Annotated in this window: 20 protein-coding genes and 1 other RNA gene; 3 read left to right on the top strand and 18 right to left on the bottom strand. The window is 35.1% G+C overall.

The annotated features are described in order from the left end of the window. Positions 1–16: 16 nt before the first annotated feature. The 6 genes from DKL56_RS03035 to glpK form a co-directional block, all read right to left on the bottom strand. Entirely contained in the window at positions 17–1,468 is a 1,452-nt protein-coding gene (locus DKL56_RS03035) for a sensor histidine kinase (protein WP_109715366.1), read from the bottom strand. Between the two features lie 6 nt (positions 1,469–1,474). Next, a complete protein-coding gene (locus DKL56_RS03030) occupies positions 1,475–2,206 on the bottom strand; it encodes a response regulator transcription factor (RefSeq protein WP_109715365.1) in 732 nt (243 codons plus the stop codon). Further along, positions 2,203–2,598 carry an SdpI family protein gene (locus DKL56_RS03025; RefSeq protein ID WP_109715364.1) on the bottom strand — a complete coding sequence of 132 codons (396 nt, stop codon included), beginning with the start codon at positions 2,596–2,598 and terminating at the stop codon, positions 2,203–2,205. The genes DKL56_RS03030 and DKL56_RS03025 overlap by 4 nt, the downstream gene beginning before the upstream one ends. Before the next feature lie 27 nt (positions 2,599–2,625). Beyond that, positions 2,626–3,594 (bottom strand): mannose-6-phosphate isomerase, class I, encoded by a 969-nt coding sequence (manA, locus tag DKL56_RS03020; protein ID WP_109715363.1) that lies wholly within the window; start codon positions 3,592–3,594, stop codon positions 2,626–2,628. Positions 3,595–4,164: 570 nt separating this feature from the next. Continuing rightward, positions 4,165–5,907, bottom strand: coding sequence for an FAD-dependent oxidoreductase (locus tag DKL56_RS03015; RefSeq protein WP_109715362.1), 1,743 nt, complete (start codon positions 5,905–5,907; stop codon positions 4,165–4,167). Between the two features lie 32 nt (positions 5,908–5,939). Next, on the bottom strand, positions 5,940–7,454 hold the full coding sequence (gene glpK, locus DKL56_RS03010) for a glycerol kinase GlpK (RefSeq protein WP_109715361.1): 1,515 nt from the start codon (positions 7,452–7,454) through the stop codon (positions 5,940–5,942). A 149-nt stretch (positions 7,455–7,603) separates the two neighbouring features. Between glpK and DKL56_RS03005 the strand changes: the two genes are divergently transcribed. Beyond that, on the top strand, positions 7,604–8,482 hold the full coding sequence (locus DKL56_RS03005; protein ID WP_109715360.1) for a LysR family transcriptional regulator: 879 nt from the start codon (positions 7,604–7,606) through the stop codon (positions 8,480–8,482). A 221-nt stretch (positions 8,483–8,703) separates the two neighbouring features. Here DKL56_RS03005 and DKL56_RS03000 read toward each other — a convergent pair whose 3' ends face one another. Further along, positions 8,704–8,916 (bottom strand): hypothetical protein, encoded by a 213-nt coding sequence (locus tag DKL56_RS03000; RefSeq protein ID WP_109715359.1) that lies wholly within the window; start codon positions 8,914–8,916, stop codon positions 8,704–8,706. A gap of 234 nt (positions 8,917–9,150) precedes the next feature. Between DKL56_RS03000 and DKL56_RS02995 the strand changes: the two genes are divergently transcribed. Beyond that, positions 9,151–10,170, top strand: coding sequence for an SLAP domain-containing protein (locus DKL56_RS02995; RefSeq protein WP_109715358.1), 1,020 nt, complete (start codon positions 9,151–9,153; stop codon positions 10,168–10,170). Positions 10,171–10,214: 44 nt separating this feature from the next. Next, positions 10,215–10,772 carry a site-specific integrase gene (locus DKL56_RS02990; protein WP_109715357.1) on the top strand — a complete coding sequence of 186 codons (558 nt, stop codon included), beginning with the start codon at positions 10,215–10,217 and terminating at the stop codon, positions 10,770–10,772. 93 nt (positions 10,773–10,865) lie between these two features. Here the strand turns inward: DKL56_RS02990 and ssrA are convergent. From ssrA to dcuC, 11 genes are all read right to left on the bottom strand, one after another. After that, positions 10,866–11,233, bottom strand: a transfer-messenger RNA (tmRNA) gene (gene ssrA / locus DKL56_RS02985). A 75-nt stretch (positions 11,234–11,308) separates the two neighbouring features. After that, positions 11,309–12,115, bottom strand: a complete 807-nt coding sequence (locus tag DKL56_RS02980) for a Cof-type HAD-IIB family hydrolase (RefSeq protein WP_109715356.1) — start codon at positions 12,113–12,115, stop codon at positions 11,309–11,311. Between the two features lie 447 nt (positions 12,116–12,562). Then, positions 12,563–13,747 (bottom strand): acetate/propionate family kinase, encoded by a 1,185-nt coding sequence (locus DKL56_RS02970; protein WP_109715355.1) that lies wholly within the window; start codon positions 13,745–13,747, stop codon positions 12,563–12,565. 44 nt (positions 13,748–13,791) lie between these two features. After that, complete coding sequence (locus DKL56_RS02965) at positions 13,792–14,793, bottom strand: class I SAM-dependent methyltransferase (RefSeq protein WP_109715354.1); 1,002 nt, start codon at positions 14,791–14,793, stop codon at positions 13,792–13,794. A 183-nt stretch (positions 14,794–14,976) separates the two neighbouring features. Beyond that, on the bottom strand, positions 14,977–15,498 hold the full coding sequence (locus DKL56_RS02960) for a ComGF family competence protein (RefSeq protein ID WP_109715353.1): 522 nt from the start codon (positions 15,496–15,498) through the stop codon (positions 14,977–14,979). Beyond that, positions 15,458–15,703, bottom strand: a complete 246-nt coding sequence (locus DKL56_RS02955; protein WP_046306589.1) for a hypothetical protein — start codon at positions 15,701–15,703, stop codon at positions 15,458–15,460. The genes DKL56_RS02960 and DKL56_RS02955 overlap by 41 nt, the downstream gene beginning before the upstream one ends. 16 nt (positions 15,704–15,719) lie before the next feature. Further along, entirely contained in the window at positions 15,720–16,145 is a 426-nt protein-coding gene (locus tag DKL56_RS02950) for a pilus assembly FimT family protein (protein ID WP_109715351.1), read from the bottom strand. Continuing rightward, positions 16,135–16,485, bottom strand: a complete 351-nt coding sequence (gene comGC / locus DKL56_RS02945; RefSeq protein WP_046306587.1) for a competence type IV pilus major pilin ComGC — start codon at positions 16,483–16,485, stop codon at positions 16,135–16,137. The genes DKL56_RS02950 and comGC overlap by 11 nt, the downstream gene beginning before the upstream one ends. Before the next feature lie 12 nt (positions 16,486–16,497). Then, positions 16,498–17,502, bottom strand: coding sequence for a type II secretion system F family protein (locus tag DKL56_RS02940; protein WP_109715350.1), 1,005 nt, complete (start codon positions 17,500–17,502; stop codon positions 16,498–16,500). Continuing rightward, positions 17,468–18,442 (bottom strand): competence type IV pilus ATPase ComGA, encoded by a 975-nt coding sequence (gene comGA, locus DKL56_RS02935; protein WP_109715349.1) that lies wholly within the window; start codon positions 18,440–18,442, stop codon positions 17,468–17,470. Before comGA ends, DKL56_RS02940 begins: the two co-directional genes overlap by 35 nt. Positions 18,443–18,572: 130 nt before the next feature. Next, positions 18,573–19,979, bottom strand: a complete 1,407-nt coding sequence (dcuC, locus tag DKL56_RS02930; protein ID WP_109715348.1) for a C4-dicarboxylate transporter DcuC — start codon at positions 19,977–19,979, stop codon at positions 18,573–18,575. Positions 19,980–19,993 lie beyond the last annotated feature (14 nt).

Here is a 19,993-nt window from a genome sequence, read left to right as displayed (position 1 = left end):
TTGAAGTGCTTTTTGTTTATTCAGATAGATACTGTTCAAACCCTTCATTAAAGAAAGTGATTGTGAAAATAGCTCCTTCGTTAGGACTCGAATCTACGCTAATTTTGCCACCATGCTGCTTAATTAGCGAAGAGACAATTGAAAGGCCAAGACCAGATTCACCAGTTCCTTGACGAGCCCTTGACGGATCAGCTTTGAAAAAACGATCAAAGATATACTTCATTTGTTCATCGCTCATTCCAATTCCGTTATCCATAACCACAATTTCTGTAGCATGGTCTTTTCTTCGGCCACTAATTACTATTTGACCATTTTTGGTAAATTGAATTGCATTTTGAACCAAATTGAAAATTATTTGGGTAAAGCGATCCTTGTCCGCATAAACTGACAAATCGCCAGGTGCAGCAATTCGAATCTCATCATGTTCCTTTTCAGCGTTTTGTGAAAGCTGCATTTTCACATCTTCTAATATTTTAGTTGCATTAAATGAAGTTTTAACCAACAAAATCTGATTATTGCGAATTTTTTCAAAATCAAGATTTTCATTGACTAATCTGATTAGCCTTTTAGTTTCTTTTTTCATTAGTGAAATTGACTTAGGCTTAGCGTCTTCAGGAATCGCATCATATTGCAATCCTTCCAAAATTCCATTAATGGTTGTTAGAGGCGTTCTCATTTCATGAGCAGCGTCAGCCAGGAACTGATCCCGCCGTTTTTCCTGATTCTTGATTTCTTCATCAGACTGTTTCAGCGACCGTACCATTTGGTTAAAGTTATCGGCTAGCTGATCAATTTCATCGTTTCCCTTATAATTGAGCTGCACATCAAAATTACCGGAAGTAACCTTCTTGGTTGCAATCGAGAGGCGCTTAATTTTGCTAGTAGTGTAATATGACAAAGCTAAACTTAAGGCAGCTCCGACAGTTAACGCAACAATAAAAGCATTTACCAAATTTTGCTTCGCCATTGCTATTGGTCTTTCAACGTTTTTTACCCTAGCGCCAAGCCAAATTGCACCAATCATCTTGTGCTCACTCATCCAAGGAACAAGAACACCAGTACATGGATCATTAGTGTGGCCCATATAAGAATGAGAGTCGTTATTATTTTTAATACGAATTTCTTGCCCTTGTTTCAAAATACCATATATATCAGAAGCAAGGTGCAAGTCTTTAGCAGTCTTCGGATAAATTTGGCGACCATCTGAATCAAAAATACGGAGATGAAGATCATCACCACGTAAGACAAATTCCATTTGCTTTAGGAAATTTGCATTTAACATTAATGTGCCATTCTTTTTATCCGTCGCCGCCAAAGAGCCCAAAGAAGACGCATAGTCTTCCATTCGCTGATAGTTTTGCGAATATGATTGGTTTGTTACATAAGCAATTTCGGAATAGCCAATAATTGCAACAGTTGTTAAAATAATCAGCAAAAAGCTAAGCATGTGCTGATAAATCAATTTCATAATTTATTAAACCTGTGAATCGTCAAATTTGTAACCAATTCCCCAGACCGTTTGAATGACGTTTGCTCCAACTTTCTCCAGCTTATGTCGTAATTTCTTGATGTGTGCGTCGACTGTTCGTTCTTCGCCAAAAAAATTATAGCCCCAAACATAGTCAATCAGTTGGCTCCGCGAAAAAACCTGCTTAGGTTTTTCTGCCATTATAGCCAACAAATCAAATTCCTTTGGGGTAATATCTGGTACTTTTTTGTTATCAAACAAGATTTCACGTCTGTCTTTAGAAATTTTGATATGTTCTGTTTCAACATCAAATTTTTCTTTTACTTTATCAGCTTCGGCTTTAGCTCTACTTTGGCTTTCTTCTATATCAATTCTTCGCTGAAGAGCCTTGATTCTTGCAATTAAAGCTAATGGACTAAATGGCTTTGAAACATAATCATCTGCGCCTACGCCTAGGCCCAAAATCTGCTCTGCTTCACTATTTCTCGCCGTCAACATAATAATTGGAATAGTTGGCGATTTCTCTCTAATTTCTCTAGCAACCTGGATCCCGTCTTTTTTTGGTAAATTCAAATCCAGTGTAACTAAATTATACTGGTCAGGATTAGCAGAAAATTTTTCAACCGCTTGCTCCCCATCAGTAGCAACCTCCATTGTCCAACCCTCTTTTTTGATGAACATTTCCATCATTTCAGCAACGGACTGGTCATCCTCAACCATTAAGATATTTAATTTCATTTTCGGTCCCTAAATCCCTTAGTTTTCTCATGCTTTACGTCATCAGGATTAACGTAATCATGTGGCAATTCATGGCAATCGATCAAAAACTTCTTTAAGCTTTTCTCAGTTGCCATAATTGGAAATACAAGAAAAAGATAAAATGTGAGTAACCAAATTAGGAAATATCGATCCCAATTTAGCAAATGGACACCGATTCCAATTAGCAACTGTATTCCGCCAAAAAGGATAAAGTAAAGACTAGCCTTTTTTTGAGCAAACTTAAAACTAGTCGAATTAGTCTGAGCAAGGTATGAATAATATCCGTAAAGTGGATGAGGTTTTCGGGGAGGATTAATTAGCCAGATAATTCCCACAACCATAATAACTGATCCACAAGCGATATATATCATACTTTTCCCTCTTTTAATTTTGAAAATCTATTTGTCATTTCCTGGAGCAGAAATAACCATTTTCATTTTACCAGTGAAAGTGAATTTTTTCATCTGATTAGGAATGATCAGATTTGTACCCTTTTTTAATTGGTATGAATCAGATTCAGTTTCTAGCTGACCAGATCCATCAATTACAGTTATTAGCAGATACGGGTGTTCATTTAAGCCCGTTCTCCACTCACCATTTAAATCAATTTGCCATAGATAAAAATGTGGTGATACAGGTGGGGCAACCAAGGTCGTAATTTGCGCATCTTGATCTTGTTCAATCTTGCCGTTAAGCTTAGGATCAACGTGAGGAACGGTAGTAACATCGATAGATTTCTCAGTATGTAAATCTCTCTTTTGTCCAGTCTTGTCATCGATTCGATCATAGTCATATAAGCGATACGTAACATCACTTGACTGTTGTGTTTCAATTACCATGATTCCTTTAGTTAAGGCATGAATTGTACCTGCCGGAACGTAGAAGAAGTCACCTGCTTTAACTGGAACTTTCCGCAAAAGCTTATCCCATTGGCCTTTGTTAATCATATCAGCCAATTCTGCACGTGTTTTTGCAGTATGACCATAGATTAAATAAGAACCAGGATCAGCTTGTAGTACATACCAACTTTCAGTTTTTCCACGATCATTTTCTACTTTTTCAGCATAATTATCATCTGGATGAACTTGGACAGACAAATCATCATTAGCATCAAGAAATTTCACTAATAGTGGAAATTCCTTACTTTTCGGATCACCAAAAAGCTCAGGGTTTTCTTGATAAATCGAACGCAAGCTCTTACCTTTTAATTCGCCGTTTGTTGCCGTTGAGGCATCATCCTTATAACCTGAAATAACCCATGCTTCTCCGACTTTTCCATCAGGAATATCGTAGTTAAAGATTGTTTCTAGCTTACGGCCACCCCATATTTTTGATCTAAAATACGGAGTTAAAAAGATCGGTTCCATTCCCTATCACCTCATATATAAGTTTAAACTTTTACACATTAAAATTAAAACAAATTTTCAAATATGAAAACAAGTTGTTGTTACAATAATAATATTTTTTATAAATCGCTAATTCAAAAATACAGCCTAATTTTAAAAAATAAAAAAGAAATCCTATCGCAACAAGCTAGATAATTGATAAGTAATATTTTGCAGTCACTTTATATTGTTTTTCTTTATATGTTTTTATTAAGCAAAGTTGTGTGCTATTTGAAATAACCAGTATAAAAACCTATCATATTATAATTTTAAAGCAATCCATAAGCAATTTTTACTAGATGTGGTTAATTACTATTCATGGATTGCATCACTTATATGTTATAAAGTAAGTCTTGTTTTTTCAATAACAAATTAACATTTGTTTATAAAAAGTTGCAGACTATAGTTCTTTTAGATTGTTTAAGCCACCTACAAAATTGAGTAAAACAGAGGTTATTAAGTAAATAACAGCTACAATAAAAACCTGTCAGATTGTTCTGACAGGTTTTTTGAGGAATAATTCACAACTAGTTTCATTATTACTTTATTATATTAGTTTTTACTTTTTAAATCTTCCAATCGTGATTCTTCTATTTCATTCCTTAATTCAGTTTCATACTCTTCTCTTTGCACTTTATCCCAGCCGTAGTAATCAGCCATATGGTTGACAACGCCAGTTTTAACTTCATTCAACGTGTCACTCTTGAATAAAATGTGGTAAGTGCGACGTAAAAGATAATCGACAGGTGTCAGTGTCATTTCTTCAGCTAACGAATAGTCAAGTGCGGCAGTTTCCCCCAGACTTAATCCATCTGCTGGTTTAATTGTACGAGCATAATCATATATTTGTTCAGCTTCAGAACCAAATAAATTGGCAATTTCTGTCGCATCTGCTTTTGACAGACCAGCTTCTTCACCCTCTTTAGCAATACGGGCAAGTTCTTCTTCAGCATTGTCAGAGTCAAAGTCGCCACCTGCAACTTTAATTTCGGCTGAATCTTGTAAGGTAAAATTCTTTGAAAACTTATCGTGCAGTTTTTCCAAAATCTTATCCATTGCTCCATTTGCCATAATACGGTAATCGGTCAACTTACCACCAGCTAAAGTGATTAATCCATCTTCTGCTTCAGTTAATGAACTACCACGTGACACAGCTGATGGTGCCGAAGTACTGTCAGAAACACTGGCACCTGTTGCGGCATCAGCTGCTTCGTTTCCTTCAACTTCTACTTCAATTAATGGACGAACACCAGCCCAACTAGCTTCTACATCATCTATAGTTAAATGAGCAGAAGGATATTTCTTATTTATAATACCTAATAAGTAGTCAACATCGCCTTGCTCAACTGTTGGATGAGCATAGTCACCTCTAAAGTCGGTGTCTGTAGTCCCAAAATAGGTCTTGCCTTCCCGAGGAATAGTAAAAATCATACGACCGTCATCGGTACCCGAACCGAAATAAGTTGGTTGTGGTACTGTCAGACGTGATTGGTCAACAACAAGGTGCACACCTTTAGTAGGACGTAAACGTGGTTTCTTGTAAACTTCTTTATCTGATTGTCTTACCAAATCAGACCATGGTCCAGAAGTATTAATAATTACGTCCGCATGAATTTCAAAATCTTCACCAGTTAAATTATCATGAACGCGTACGCCGTTTGCTTGCTTTTGGTCATCATGCAAAATTTCAACACATTTTAGTCGACTAACAGCCAAACAACCTAATTCGTGTGCCTTTTTAACGTTTTCTAGTACCAGACGTGAATCATTATTTTGATAATCTAAATAAACTCCTGCTCCTAGAAGATTTTTACTATTTAACTGTGGCTCACGTTTTAAGGTTTCTTCCTTATCCATCGTATAATTAGCATATTTGGTCAAAGGAGAATCTCCTTCAATGCCAGCTAGATGATCATAAAGATCCATTGCAACTTTGACGGAAAACATAGTAAAGGCTGCACCAGGTTCGTCATAAATAGGTAAAATCATTGGATCTGGTTGAGTCATATGTGGAGCAATATGCTGAATAACTGCACGTTCCTTAACTGTGTCGGAAACTACCTGAACGTCAAAAGTTTTAAGATAGCGAATACCCCCATGAACTAATCTAGTCGAGCGTGATGAGGTACCACTACCAAAGTCTTGCATATCAATCAAGCCAGTTTTCATTTTAGCTGCACTAGCTTGCAAAGCCACACCTGCTCCTGTAATACCACCACCGATTACTAGCAAATCTAGTTTCTCGTTTTTTAAACGTTCAATTTCTTCTTCTCTTGTTTTAATTGAAAATGCCATGATTTATTCTCTTTCTTTGTAAAAAACACTACTTACTTCTTTAGGTATGGTTTGTATGAAAAGCTTTGGGCTGCCTTAACCGCTGATTTCCAGCCTTCGTAAAGATGTTCTCTTTCCTCATCACTCATTTGGGGTTCAAAGGTCTTACCTACTTTTTGAATTTTCTTAATTTCATCAAGACCACTCCAGAAGTTGATTGCTAAGCCTGCCAGAAAAGCTGCGCCAAGCGCTGTAGTTTCAATGTTAGCTTCACGCTCTATCTCGGTTCCTAAGATATCTGCTTGGAATTGCATCAAATAGTCATTGTTTGCTGCTCCACCGTCAACCTTCAACTTAGGAATATCAATCTTTGTATCTTCATGCATTGTATCAATTACATCGCGACTTTCATACGCTAATGACTGCAAAGTAGCTTTAGTAAAATCATTCTTGGTAGTACCGCGAGTTAAGCCAAAGACAGCCCCGCGCACATTAGAATCCCAGTATGGAGCACCTAATCCAGTAAATGCTGGAACAACGAAAACTTCGTTATTATCCTTTGAATTTTGAGCTGCCTCTTCTGATTGAGAAGCGTCATCAATAATTTCCATCTGATCACGTAGCCATTGAATTGCAGAACCTGCTACATAAATACTACCTTCTAAAGCGTAATTTACTTTGCCATTTATTCCGTAAGCTACAGTAGTTAACAAGTTATTAGAAGAAAACTTTGGCTTTTCACCAGTGTTCATAACTGTGAAAGCACCAGTACCATAAGTATTTTTAACCATGCCTGGTTCAAAAGCTAGTTGACCAAACAAAGCTGCTTGCTGGTCACCGGCCATTCCAGCTATTGGCACTTCACTACCATAAAAATGGTATTCCGCTGTAGTACCATAGACTTCAGAATTAGACCGAATTTCAGGTAGTAATTGTCTTGGAATGTTCAACAGCTTAAGAATTTCATCGTCCCAATCAAGTTGAGTAATGTTAAAGAGCATTGTCCGGCTGGCATTCGTATAATCTGTCACATGAACTTTACCACCTGTTAATTTCCAAACCAGCCAAGTGTCAATGGTGCCAAATAATAATTCGCCCTTTTCAGCCCGCTCTTGAGCACCAGGAACATGATCAAGAATCCAGCGTATTTTAGTTGCTGAAAAGTAAGCATCAGGTATTAAGCCAGTTTTCTCATGAATCATGTCTGAATAGCCATCGGCAATTAACTTGTCAGCTATATATGAAGTTTGCCGTGATTGCCAAACTATTGCATGATAAATCGGTAATCCGGTTTTTTTATCCCAAATTACTGTCGTTTCACGCTGATTGGTAATACCAATACCAGCAATTTGATTAGGTTTGATTCCCGAATTAATAAACGAATTGGCAATTGTAGATAATACTGAATTCCAAATTTCATTGGCATCATGTTCTACCCAGCCAGGTTTAGGAAAATATTGATTAAATTCTTTGCGTGAGTCAATTACTTTTTTACCATCATGGTCAAAGATAATTGATCGAGTACTTGTAGTACCTTCGTCAATCGCTAAAATATATTTTTCAGCCATTTATACTTTTTCTCCTTTTTAGTCACAAAACTAATTTAGTAATGCTAACCGTTTTTACAGATTTAATTTTACCCTCGCTTTTTAGAAAGCGCTAACACATAATGATAATAACTTATTAGGTAAAGTTATAAGCAAAAGGATAAAACGTGATGAAATACAGTTTATTAGCATATAAATACTTTATTGATGTAGTTGAAACTCAAGGATTTACTCCTGCTGCAAAAAGAAATTTTGTCTCTCAAACAGCAATCAGCAATGCGATTAAAAATTTAGAAGATGAGTTAGGTGTCCAACTAATTGACCGCTCAACTTCACACTTTAAGGTAACCGTGGCAGGAAATAACCTATACAACTGTGCAGTACCTGTTTTAAAAAATTACTACGAATTCAATGAAAAAATCAGTCAATTAAACAATTCATTTCAAATTTTGAGAATACACTACTTACATGGCTTTGATTATTGGACTGTAAAATTAGCTGACTCTTTGACCCAAAATAGCCCTAGCCTAAAAGTACAACTGGATACTGAAAATTTTTCAACAAGTATACCTAAGCTTGATGCTGGAGACTATGACGTACTGATTGGCTTTTCTACTGCTGTCAGTAAAATTAAAAATATCCATGTTAGAAAGGTTGGTACTGCTAGTTTTGGCATTTTACTGAATCAAAATTCTTTCGATTCAAACGGGAAACTTAAAAAAAACATACTAAAAAAGCACCCCCTTTTTTTACAAAGATGGAGTGCTACTGATAATAATGATGTACAAACAAAAATCAAAAATACTCTGGAAAAAATGCATATTAGTTATGAAGAAATTGATTATTTAGATAGTTTTGACTCTGCATTATCAAATGTTGTGTTAAATCATGGTATGGCAATCTATCCAGAGGAACTATCATTACCAAAGATCTATGATAGCCGTGTTACTTTTTTACCTGAGCTACCGAAATTAAAATATGATGTTGTTGCAATATATAAGAACCCAGCAATCTCTAATATATTAGAGCGTTCTTTATCAAAAGACTAAGTGATTTTTCTAAAATTTTATGATCAATCCTAGACAAAATGTAACAAGTCGGCGACCATTTGGCGACCACTAATGATAAAAAAGCCTATAACCACGAAGGTTATAGGCTTTTATTTAGGGAGATGAGGGGAATTTATAATTGAAATCATCAATAAATATCAAATATAAACCTTGATATAATAGCATTTTAAAAACGACTGATAATAGTAATTTATGAAAAGTTAGTCCATGTGGTTCTCTATGTCATTATTGTTTTCTAATTCATTTCTTTTTTCGGCAATAATCTTTTCCAAGTTGTCTAAATCTTCAAGGGTCGCAAATTTATTAACGAATCTTTTAGCTTGAGACCTAGCCGCAAGATAATTCATTCGCTCTTTATTTTTTTGATTCCATTTTTTATTTGCTTCTTTTTTTGCTTCAGTTAGCTTAGCCATTTTGTCACGCTCCAAATTATCGCAATGATTACTACTACAATTATAACTGTTTTAAGGATAGTTCTAGGTCTTAAATCTATTTTTGTCTTGATTGTCCAATTACCTTTTTGCTTTTTAAAATTATATACTTTGTTCACTGCTTTTGCTCCTTCCTAATTTTTCCTGAAATTTTCTTTTTTCTTGTCTACAATAAAGAATATAAATAATTTATTGTTAGATAAAAAGGAGAACAACATGATAAATACAAAAGCCTTTACTAAAATTTCTTCGGGACTTTTAATTGGCTTAGGACTTTTAACTATACAGCAAAGTTCAAGCCCTGTTTTGGCTGCCTCTTCACCTAAAGTTCAGTTAAGACAGAATTCCTATGTATATTCTTCAAAGGGTAGTAGAAAAAGTAAAGTTTCATTAAAACGAGGAACATATCTTAAAACTTATGGGAAAAAATCTATAAAAGGAAAAGTATATTACAATATTGGTAACGGACGATATGTAAAGAAAATTAATACGGTCATCCCCCCTAAGGAAGACAAGGATCCAGTTTTATTTACGGTTTATTTGAAATATGACGCTGAGTTTTATACAAAGCCTAACGGTGAAAATTCACTTTATACACTGATTGGAAAGCAAAACGTCTATGAAACATATACAGACAGTGATGGCCATATATGGTACCGACTTAAGTATCATAACTGGGTTAAGGCAAGTGACACACAAAAGTCAAAACCAAAAGAAGATAAAGATATTCCAACTTCTGATAATTGGGATGATCCAAATGATAATACTAGTATCGAAGAAGTGAAAGATGAATTAAGCAGCATTCCTACTGGAACTGCTTTTGATAGGTCGACTATTGTAGAAACTGCAAAATGCTTTGAAAAATTGGTTAATGACTGGCGCGCTTCTCAGGGAGTGGACACTAAGATGTCATATACAGATAAACATTTTGACTATGATGTTTCTCGTTCAATACATGATGCTCAACATTTTGATGCATATCATGATTCAGACAGGCATCAAGGCTCTTCCAATTTTTATGGAGAACTTGAGGCCTTGGTTAAAGAAGGAACACCTCAGCAAATGGCTCAAGAAGCATTCAATAATTTTGTTTTTTATGATGGAAGTGCCAACTTTGCTCATAGAGATCACCTAAAACGTAGATCATGTACCTCATTCGGACTTGGGCTAGCTTCCACTCACAAAAACGGTTTCTACGTAAACGGGGTCAGCTTTGTCGTTGTAACTAACAACTAAAAGTCAAATCCCCACTTTTTTATAACTAAGATAATAAAAAGTTAATTGAAAAAGCAGAATCCAACCCTAACCCTCGATATAATAGGCAATATATAATTTTTACAGCCATTTATACTGGCATGAGAATTGGTGAAATCATGGCACTTAAATGGTCAGACATCAACTTTAAGGCTAGGACTATCGATATTACAAAAAGCTATTCCTATGCTTCTCAAAAAATTAAAGAGCCTAAAACTCCTTCATCTATAAGAATCATTAGGGTCAATCAAAAATTATTGAACGTGTTACAACAACTTAAAAAATACAATCATGAATATGTTTTTGGAACTTCATTTGAAACTGTTCCAACTCCAACGGCATGTAATAAAGTATTAAAAAAGCTTCTAAAGCAATGCAATATAACTATTCCTGGCTTTCACTTTCACAGTCTGCGCCATACTCATGCTTCTATATTGCTATACAAAAGTGTTGACTTATATGCCACTAGTCAGCAACTAGGTCACTCTAACATGTCAATTACCGCAAAAGCTTATGCTCATATGATTGACGAATTAAAAGCTAAGACAGATAACCATATTGAAGAAATACTAGATACCTTGTAAATAAAAAAATGGACTAAACAGTACTCAAGATAAGTACCATTTAGTCCATTTTTAGTCCACCTATGTATAATATCAGCATTTATAGCATAGATTCTATGGAGATGAGGGGAATTGAACCCCTGTCCAAACGCATTCCGTCACTGACATCTACAATCATAGTTATATTACTTGAATTTCACTAATCCAAAACGCCATATAACAGGGCTAGAATGGACTAGCTAACCTGAAATGACTCTTTTTAACTATTCAGATGAGGTAGTTAAACGTAACTCACTAAGTTGATACTTTTTACCAGACGTGAGTAATCCGATAACAAGCAACACATGCGCTTAAATTAAGCAGCTAATGCGTAAGAATTTTCTTTATTTGCAGTTATAAAACTGTTGACGTTGTTAACGCAGACGTGACCTACGGATTGCAGTCAATGCGAATCTACGCCTGTCGAATCCCAAAACATCCCCAAATAGGATAGAAATAGTATAGCATAAATTACACTAACTTACTATCCGGTAGCTTTTGAGTTACAGTAGACAACTTTACAAAACAAATTTATTAAATGCCTGTTCAATACCATCTTCATCATTTGAAGCAGTTACATAATCTGCATGTTCTTTTGCTGCAGCAGAACCGTTTTCCATTACTACTGAAGTTCCAGCCACTTTAAACATTGGAATATCATTGCGTTCATCCCCGATAGCCATTACTTCAGCAGTTTTGAGTCCTAGTTCTTTTTTCAAAAATTCTAGTGCTACTCCCTTGTTAACATCTGGATGCATTATTTCTAAAAAGTTAGCTGCTGCACGCACCACGTAATTTTCTTTTCCAAATGTTTTTACAACGTCAGCTTCAACTTGATCAAGCTTATCTTTTTCATCACCAAAAACAGCCTTAATTACTTGATCATCTTCAGGTAATTCATTAGGCTTTCTGATTAAGACACCAGCACTGTTTTCCCATGCCTGGACAACAGTAATTCGATTAACATTTAAATTACTTGTAATGATTGCACTATTCTCATCAACAATATTGTAATCCACGCCATGTTCTTTCGAATATTGGTCAATCTTTTCATAAGTTGCTTTATCAATTCCAGATTTTTGTAAAGTCTTACCTGTCACCGTCTCAATAACAGCACCATTAAAAGTAACAACATATTGATTATTCTGAACTATTCCTAGCTCATTCAAAAAATGCTTCACACCAGCTAATGGTCGTCCAGAGCATAGCACGACCTTAATATCACGCTCTACTGCTTTTTTAATTACTTCAATAGTAGATTGAAGTAACCTTCCCTGACTATTTAATAATGTGTCATCAACATCAATCGCAACTAATTTAATCATTTATTTTTCCTTTACTATTTTGTTCAAGTTTTAAGTTATTTACCGTTGAATCCGACCATGCTTTTGTGAATTATATTGATAGTCAAAATCAATCTAATAATGCGAATCATATAACCAAACTGGTTTGGCTAGTCTTTCCGGTTCCTCAGTTTGAAATCCGGAAAAGGCATATGCATGCAATAAATTATTCGTATTGCCCAAAATGTCATAATTAATTCTCTATGGCTGAGAGACTTGAAAAATTGAATTCCCTAATAGTGCTATAACAGTCAAAAAAGCTATTCTCTCCTCTAAATCGTTTAATGACGACACATTTTTTTTAGGCAATAACACATATTTTTTCCTATGTTACAGCATTATTTCCAAATACTATAATATCAAAAATAAACAAAAAAAGTCGCTAAGTTTTTTCTTAGCGGCTTCTTTATTTAATTACAGGTTTTATCGTTAACTCAAGTGAGCTAGACGAACAACATCACGTTCAATCATCAATTCTTCATCAGTTGGAATAATCATTGCCTTGATTGCTGAATCTGGTTTAGAAATGAACTTCTCGCCATTAGACTTATTAGCTTCATAATCTGGCTTTAGTCCCATAAATTCAAAGGACTTCATGATTTCTTCACGAATACCTGCATCATGCTCACCGATTCCAGCAGTAAAGATAATTGCATCAACACCCTTTAATTCAACAATGTAAGAACCAATATACTGTCTTATGTGGTTAACAAAGATCTTACGTGCTAATACTGCTTTTTCATCTGAATTATTTTCCAAGTCACGCATATCAGAAGAAATGCCGGAAATACCTAATAAACCAGATTGATCATTCAAAATGTCAATCATTTGATTAATATCAAGGTTTTCCTTATTCATAATATATTGCAAAACGGATGGATCAACATCACCAGAGCGAGTCCCCATAGTAACACCAGCAAGTGGTGTGAAGCCCATTGATGTATCATATGATTTGCCATTCTTTACTGCAGTAACGGATGCACCAGAACCTAAGTGACATACGATTAATTTCAAATCTTTGGCATCACGTTCAAGCATTTCTGCTGCTCTACCAGTAATGTAACGCACAGAAGTACCATGTGCACCATACTTACGCACACCATATTTTTCATAGTATTTATAAGGGATTGAATACATGTAGTGTTCTGGATCCAATGTTTGATGGAATGAAGTATCAAAAACCCCTACTTCAGGAACATCGGGTAGTAACTTCATAAAAGCTTCAATCCCCTTTCCTTCAGCCGGATTATGTAATGGGGCATATTCTTTTAAATCGTAAACTTTTTGCAGCTTTTCCTGATCAATAATAGCAGAATCAGTAAAATCTTCACCACCGGCAACAATTCGGTGACCTACTCCAGCAATTTCACTCAAGTCTTCAACAACTTTATATTCTTTTAAAGCCTTTAATAACAAATTGACAGCTGTTTCTTGATCAGGAATTGCAACCTTTTCTTCGTGCTTTTCACCATTGGCTAACTTAATTTCAAAAGATGAGCCATCAATACCAACTCGATCAGCAATCCCCTCTGCCAGTACTTTTTCTTCAGGTACAGCAAATAGTTTATACTTAAATGAAGAACTTCCTGAGTTTATTGCTAAAACTTTTTTCATAAATGAGATTCCTCCATACACTTTAATTTGACTTTTTTCACAAGTTAATGAATATTTTTAGTATACCACTCATTTAGTTTAACATTAAGCTTGATTAGGTCCTCTTCTTTTTTAAGTGTATCTAACTTTGTGAGAAAAACCTCACTACTTTTAGCATTTTTACCATGATTTTGGAAAACTAAAACGGACTTTTGATTAAATTTATTTTGGAACGCATTATCTGGCAGCTCAATTATTGCTCTTAAATAAACTTTTTCTGATAACCATGGCATAAAGTCACTTCCAGTTTTTCCAGACAAAATGTCCTTAGGAACAACAAGGAAAGCATATCCACCCTGCGCCAAATTCTTAATTATCTGTTCAATAAACAAAAGATGAGCAAATGAATGACCTTTTTCAGCCTTGGTTGCAAAATTTTCTGCATTTTCATCAATTGGATAATAACCAATTGGTAGATCACTCACAACAACGTCTGGCTCAGAACAAAACCATGGTGTTAACGCATCTTGGTTGAATAGCTCTATTTCAAGACCATTTAAATGCGCGTTAATATCGGCAAAGTTCAACATATCTTCATCGTTATCAATGCCAAATAAGTTAAAATCTGCTTTTGAATGATTCGCATTTTTGAGCTGATTTACCACTGAGAATAATAAATTGCCTGAACCAATTGCGGGATCAATTATAGTTAGCCCTTGATCCGGTAATAATTTCTGCATAAACATCGCAATAATAGTTGATATCACTGGAGGTGTTGGCATCTGATTAGGATCTAAATCGTCCTCATTAATAGCCTTGAGTGTTAAAAAAGTAAATATTTGCACTTTGGCCTTTTGTGAAAGATCTTCATAATGCAGCTGTTGGTATTTTTCACTTAGTTGGGCCACTGTTTCTTTATCAGGTGCACCTAATTCAATCTTTATCTGCTCATTTTCCAAATTATCAAAAGTCTCTGTCAATGCCTCACTAAATGATACGTTTAAAGCATTCTGTAATAACTCAACGCAGTCTATAAATTTATTAAATAAGTTTTCAATTTTATCCACTTTGATACCCCGTTTCTTCTAAACATTTTAATAGAAATCAGGTAACAAGCGCAAGTAAATCAATATCGACATAAATATTCGATTAATAGCGTATTGTTTTGCATACTGCTACAATAGGTTTCTTGATAAAACTGTAAAAAAAGCAAACAGGTAGTCAAAACTAAAACGCTACTTAATAAAGCACTAGCCTTTAATTTCATCATTTTTTTTCTTTTCATTTTTTGTTGTTTTAGGTTTTGCATCCAATTTGAAATATATTTCAGATGATCGCCCATCTTTTTCGACGACGTTAATTTTTATTTGTTGGTCTTTACTAGTAAATGAGGCTTTTTTAACGTTTAACAGTAGTGGCATATGTCCTCCTTCAGGCGTCCTCATTCTAATCATGTTTTTATATGAAGCCAAAATATAAACTTGCGTTTTTCCGCTTTGATCAATTTTTTTGATAGCAACTTGACGGCTATTTGTTCCAGCTGGAAAAAGATAAACGGTTTTAGCATCTTCTTTCAAAAAATGATCAAATTGAACATAAGCAAATACTATGTCATCGGTTCGATGATGTGCTTTATCAGCCGTTGCCATACTCTTTAACATATTCTGTAAAGTTACAACTGCTAGCAAGGTTACAAAAACAGCAAATACAGCATCAGCCAATAAGAAGCCATTACTTTTTAACCTTGTACATTTGTTTTTTAGTTGCATCATAAATTTTTGAATCACCTATCATTTGATAAACATGATCATGAACAATAATTTGCTTAATTCCATTTTCCTTCATTACTCGAATAGCATAAGTACGATCAACTTCTTGTTCATTTTCTCGTTCAAATGATCTACTTTCGCTCACAATCAATGAAATACTGACAATTCCTAAAAATGTAATAAAGAGTGCGACACAACTTTCAGCCATTAAAAAACCACCTATTTTATGCTGCATCGTCAATCACTCGTCCCCACATCATTTGCAGCCTGATTGTCTTTCTTTCTTGACGATTGGCAATCACAATTGTTCTCGGTGACATTGAGCCGCTCGACGAGATCCATAAATCTGATAATTTATAAATCTTTATTTGGGGTGCAATTTTAACAACTTTTCTATGGCCTGCTCTGGTAACCGTCAACATATTCGAATTAGGATAATACCTGATGTAGCTTGCAACATGTTTAATGGTAGAAATTGTAGCAGCCTGTTCGATTGTGCTTTTAACTTCTTTGGTAGTATTATTTAACATCATTTTTTCACTATAACCGTCAAGACAAACTGTACCCAGCATAATTACCCCGATTGAAATTGCTAAAGTAATTACCATTTCAATAACTGTAAAGCCACGTTGGCTTGCTTTAGTTTGCATTCTTTTGAACAACACCGTTAGTTACTGTATAATCTTGTGTCTTATCAAACTGTTTCTTAGTTAAATAGCCGTCGTCAAACATATTTTTAAAGGAAATTTCCTTACCGTCGCGCTCTTTGTCTTCTTGATATAAATCTGCCTGAGTTTGGAGAGTCGTTTTAAATGCATCATTAGCTTTGTCATTTGCACTTTGCTTTTGTTTAGTCAAATTAGGTGCAATGATTAGTAACAACATAACGATAATAGCAACGACTACTACCATCTCAATCAAAGTAAACCCTTGTGCTTTTCTATTTTTTGCTAGTAAACCCAATAGATATTTTTTTATTGCTTTTTTCATTTTTATATCCTCCTAAATACTTTGCATCATTGCATACATTGGTAGTAATAACTTTAAGTACATTCCGATAATGCATAATCCAATTAAGATGAAGCAAAACGGTTGAACATTAACAATTAACTTTTCAATTTTGTTGGACAAATTAGTAAACAGTGTCTTCCCTAAGAGCAAGCAGCGCTTACTTAAATCACTCTTTTTCGCACCAGTTTGAACTAGCAATAACAGTTCATTTGGTAAAAAAGGCTCTTTCTTGATAATTTCCTCCAGGCTTTTACCATCCCTAAGCTGGTTACCAACTTTTGCACCAATCACTTGTTGTAGTGACCCTGTTTCTTGTTTAGCAGCATACTCACACATCTTTTGTAGTGAAAACCCACTTGCAAGCAATAAACCAGCATCATAAACAAGTAAGTAATTAACATATAATTTAATAGTCGAACCAATGATTGGATAATGTTCTAACTTAACCAGAGAACGATAGTCCTGTTTCTTCAATAAGGTGGTAACTTTAACTAAAAAATAGATAAAAAGTAGCCCCATAACAAGTAAAACAAATAGCATAATGTCACCAGTATGCTCTCCAGTATTCGCAAACTGACTAGAAACGAAGGTTTGCATGAATACGAGCAACAAAACCATCATTACAGCTAAAACAAATGGGTAGGACATTTCGGCTTTTAATTTCTTTATTTGTTCATTTTTCAATCTACTCAATGACGCAAGTTGGCCAAGGCATTCAACTAAGTTGCCTTGATTCATTGCTAAGTCGATCTGGGTAACAACAGTTTTTGAAAAGCCTAGTCGTTCCATTTCTTTGCTCAATTTTGTTCCAGACTGAAGGCGTTTGTTTAACTTTCCAAGGATCTTTTTCTGCTTTGACCAAACAATTGGCATTAATTCCAAACTTGTACCGAGAGAAAAACCGTTAAGTAAACTATTTTGTAAGTAATCCAAAAAGAGAAATCGTTCTTTACTATTTAGCTTACCCCTGCTTGAATTGCTCAAATATTGCCGCACTAATTCTCTCCTCCTGCTTTAACTTCAATAGATTATCTTGCCAGTCAATATAATCACCACGTTGAGATTTCAAGACACTTTTATGTAAAAAATTCCCACTTGCAATGTCCATTAGACAAGAAAAACCATTTTTTGTTGGCAATAAACGTTGATAACAAACGACATTAAGACAATTTACCAATTCACTTTTAGTAATGTTCAAACTTTCTAGTCTTGAAATTGTTTGCAGTGTGCTTTTTGCGTGAACCGTTGCAAAAACTAAGTGACCACTCAAGGCAGCATCAATTGCCAAACGTGCAGTTACTGCATTTCTGATTTCGCCAATGATTAGAATATCTGGACGATGTCGTAAAGCTGCTTCAAGTAATATCGGATATGTAATGGCTGCCTCTAAATTAACTTGTGTCTGTAAAAAACTAGCTTCATGGATTTCCACCGGATCCTCAATTGTCATCACCATCCTGTCTTGACCAACATACTTAGCAAGTTTGTACATGGTGGTCGTTTTTCCCGAGCCCGTTGGACCACTAGTAATAATAAGACCACGTTTTTGCGCTAAGCTTTTCAGTAATTCAAGTTGCTGGTTAAAGAAATACTTTCCTTCACTTACACGGTAAATAATTCTAATAACCAGTGACTCGCAGTCAGTATAATCACCAAGACTGGATAAGCGCAGATAATATACTTGCTTATTGTACTCAAAATCAAATGCCCCAACTTGTGGTCGTCGGTGTTCAGCAATATCCATTTGAGCCGCAAACTTTAAATAATTAATCAACTCCTTTCCTTCGTTAATCGAAAAATTCGCTTGATTTGCAATTCCATTAATTGTTCGAAAATTAACCACTAATTTTCCTTTTTGGGTTAAAAAGAACAGGTCGCTGGCATGACAGTCAATTGCTTCTTGAATTAATGAACTAACCGCTTCTTTAATTCGCATAAATACCTCCTTTTTGCCGCCAATAATAATTACGCAAAAAGCTGGAATTTTTTTGTTAAAATCAAATATTATTTTGGATAAACAAAAAAGCAGCACTTTAAGTGCTGCTTCTTTATTCTTCTATTCATTTTTATAGTAGACAGAATGACAAGATTAGCATAATGACTACACCACCAAGCATTGGTACAGAAGTCCGCTTGATAATTTGAGCTGTATCCAAGTGAGTTGCCTCGGAAACGATTAGGACGACTGCCGCAACAGGCGAAACTGCTCTTAACAAATTAGCTGCTAATTGAATTGGAACAGAAAGTTGCTGTGGGGCAATTCCGGCAGATTTTGCTAACGGTACAATCAATGGAATTAATGCAAAAATCAATGCAATACCACTACCACTCAAGATAACAATTATAGCAGTAAAGATTACCATAATTATTGGCAAGAGGATGCCGGCACTTTTAATATCTGTCATTGAATTTTGTAGCATTGCCATGATGCCAACAGCATTTAATCCTTGGACATAAGTTTGAGCAGCAACTAAAAGTACGACAATACTCATTGCATTGCCCATCCCTTTAATGAACACATTGCTGTCTTGCAAAACTTGTTTAGCATCTTTGGTATTAATTAGTTCAACGATAATGGCAATAATCCAACTGATAAGCGTCACTTCCTGCACACTCATGGTTGTAGTTACGCCTCTAACAAGATTATAGATGAAGTCAACTATCAAGATGATAATTGGTGCTAAAGGCAAGAGGCCGTATACAAAGCGTACGAATTTTCCACCTTTAACCTTAAGTTTCTGGGTACTCTCTTCTTTTAACCCATATTTCTTTAGTTCTTCTTCATAGCTAATTTCTTGTCCATCTTTCTTATCTTCATGTTTTTGCCAGAAATATTGAATTACTGCCATTAAAAGTAAGGTCGGGATTGAAATTAAAGCGTGGTAACCAAAAACATATTGTGTAGTTGACATATGTAGGGCTGAAGCCAATGCCACATTATCTGAACCTAATGGTGTTGGAATGATTGTAGCTGAAGTAGCAATCAAAGCAGCAGAAGTTAATCTACTCATTCCTGTTGCTCTTAAAACAGGATACAATGTTGCCAATAAAATAATTGCTAAGTTTGAAGCACTTGGAACTACAAGAGAAAGGATGTTTGACATTAAGAAAACAATTGGAACTAATAGGTAAACCGATTTAATTCCCTTCATTGAGGAAGTCAAAGCACTCACTGTCACATCGTTTGCGCCAATGTGACTCATGTAGGCACTATACCCAGCTAAAAGCAGAATTACAAATCCTGCTTGTGACAGCGTCGAAGTAAATTGATCTATTATAACCTGTATAGGTTTTAAAAATGGATTCGACACTGGAGCTAAAACGGTTATCTTATTCCCCATTAGAACTGCACAATACAAAAGTACAAGTCCTAAAGCAAATAGCACAATTTTAATATCCATTTTCTTGGATAACATGTACACCAAGATGACTACTGACAACAAAGTTAATACAACTGCGATTAACTGATTCATTAAAAATTCCCTTC

The organism is Lactobacillus apis (genome assembly GCF_003150935.1).
Lineage (GTDB): Bacteria > Bacillota > Bacilli > Lactobacillales > Lactobacillaceae > Lactobacillus > Lactobacillus apis.
This window is presented reverse-complemented; position numbering and strand designations above follow the sequence as displayed.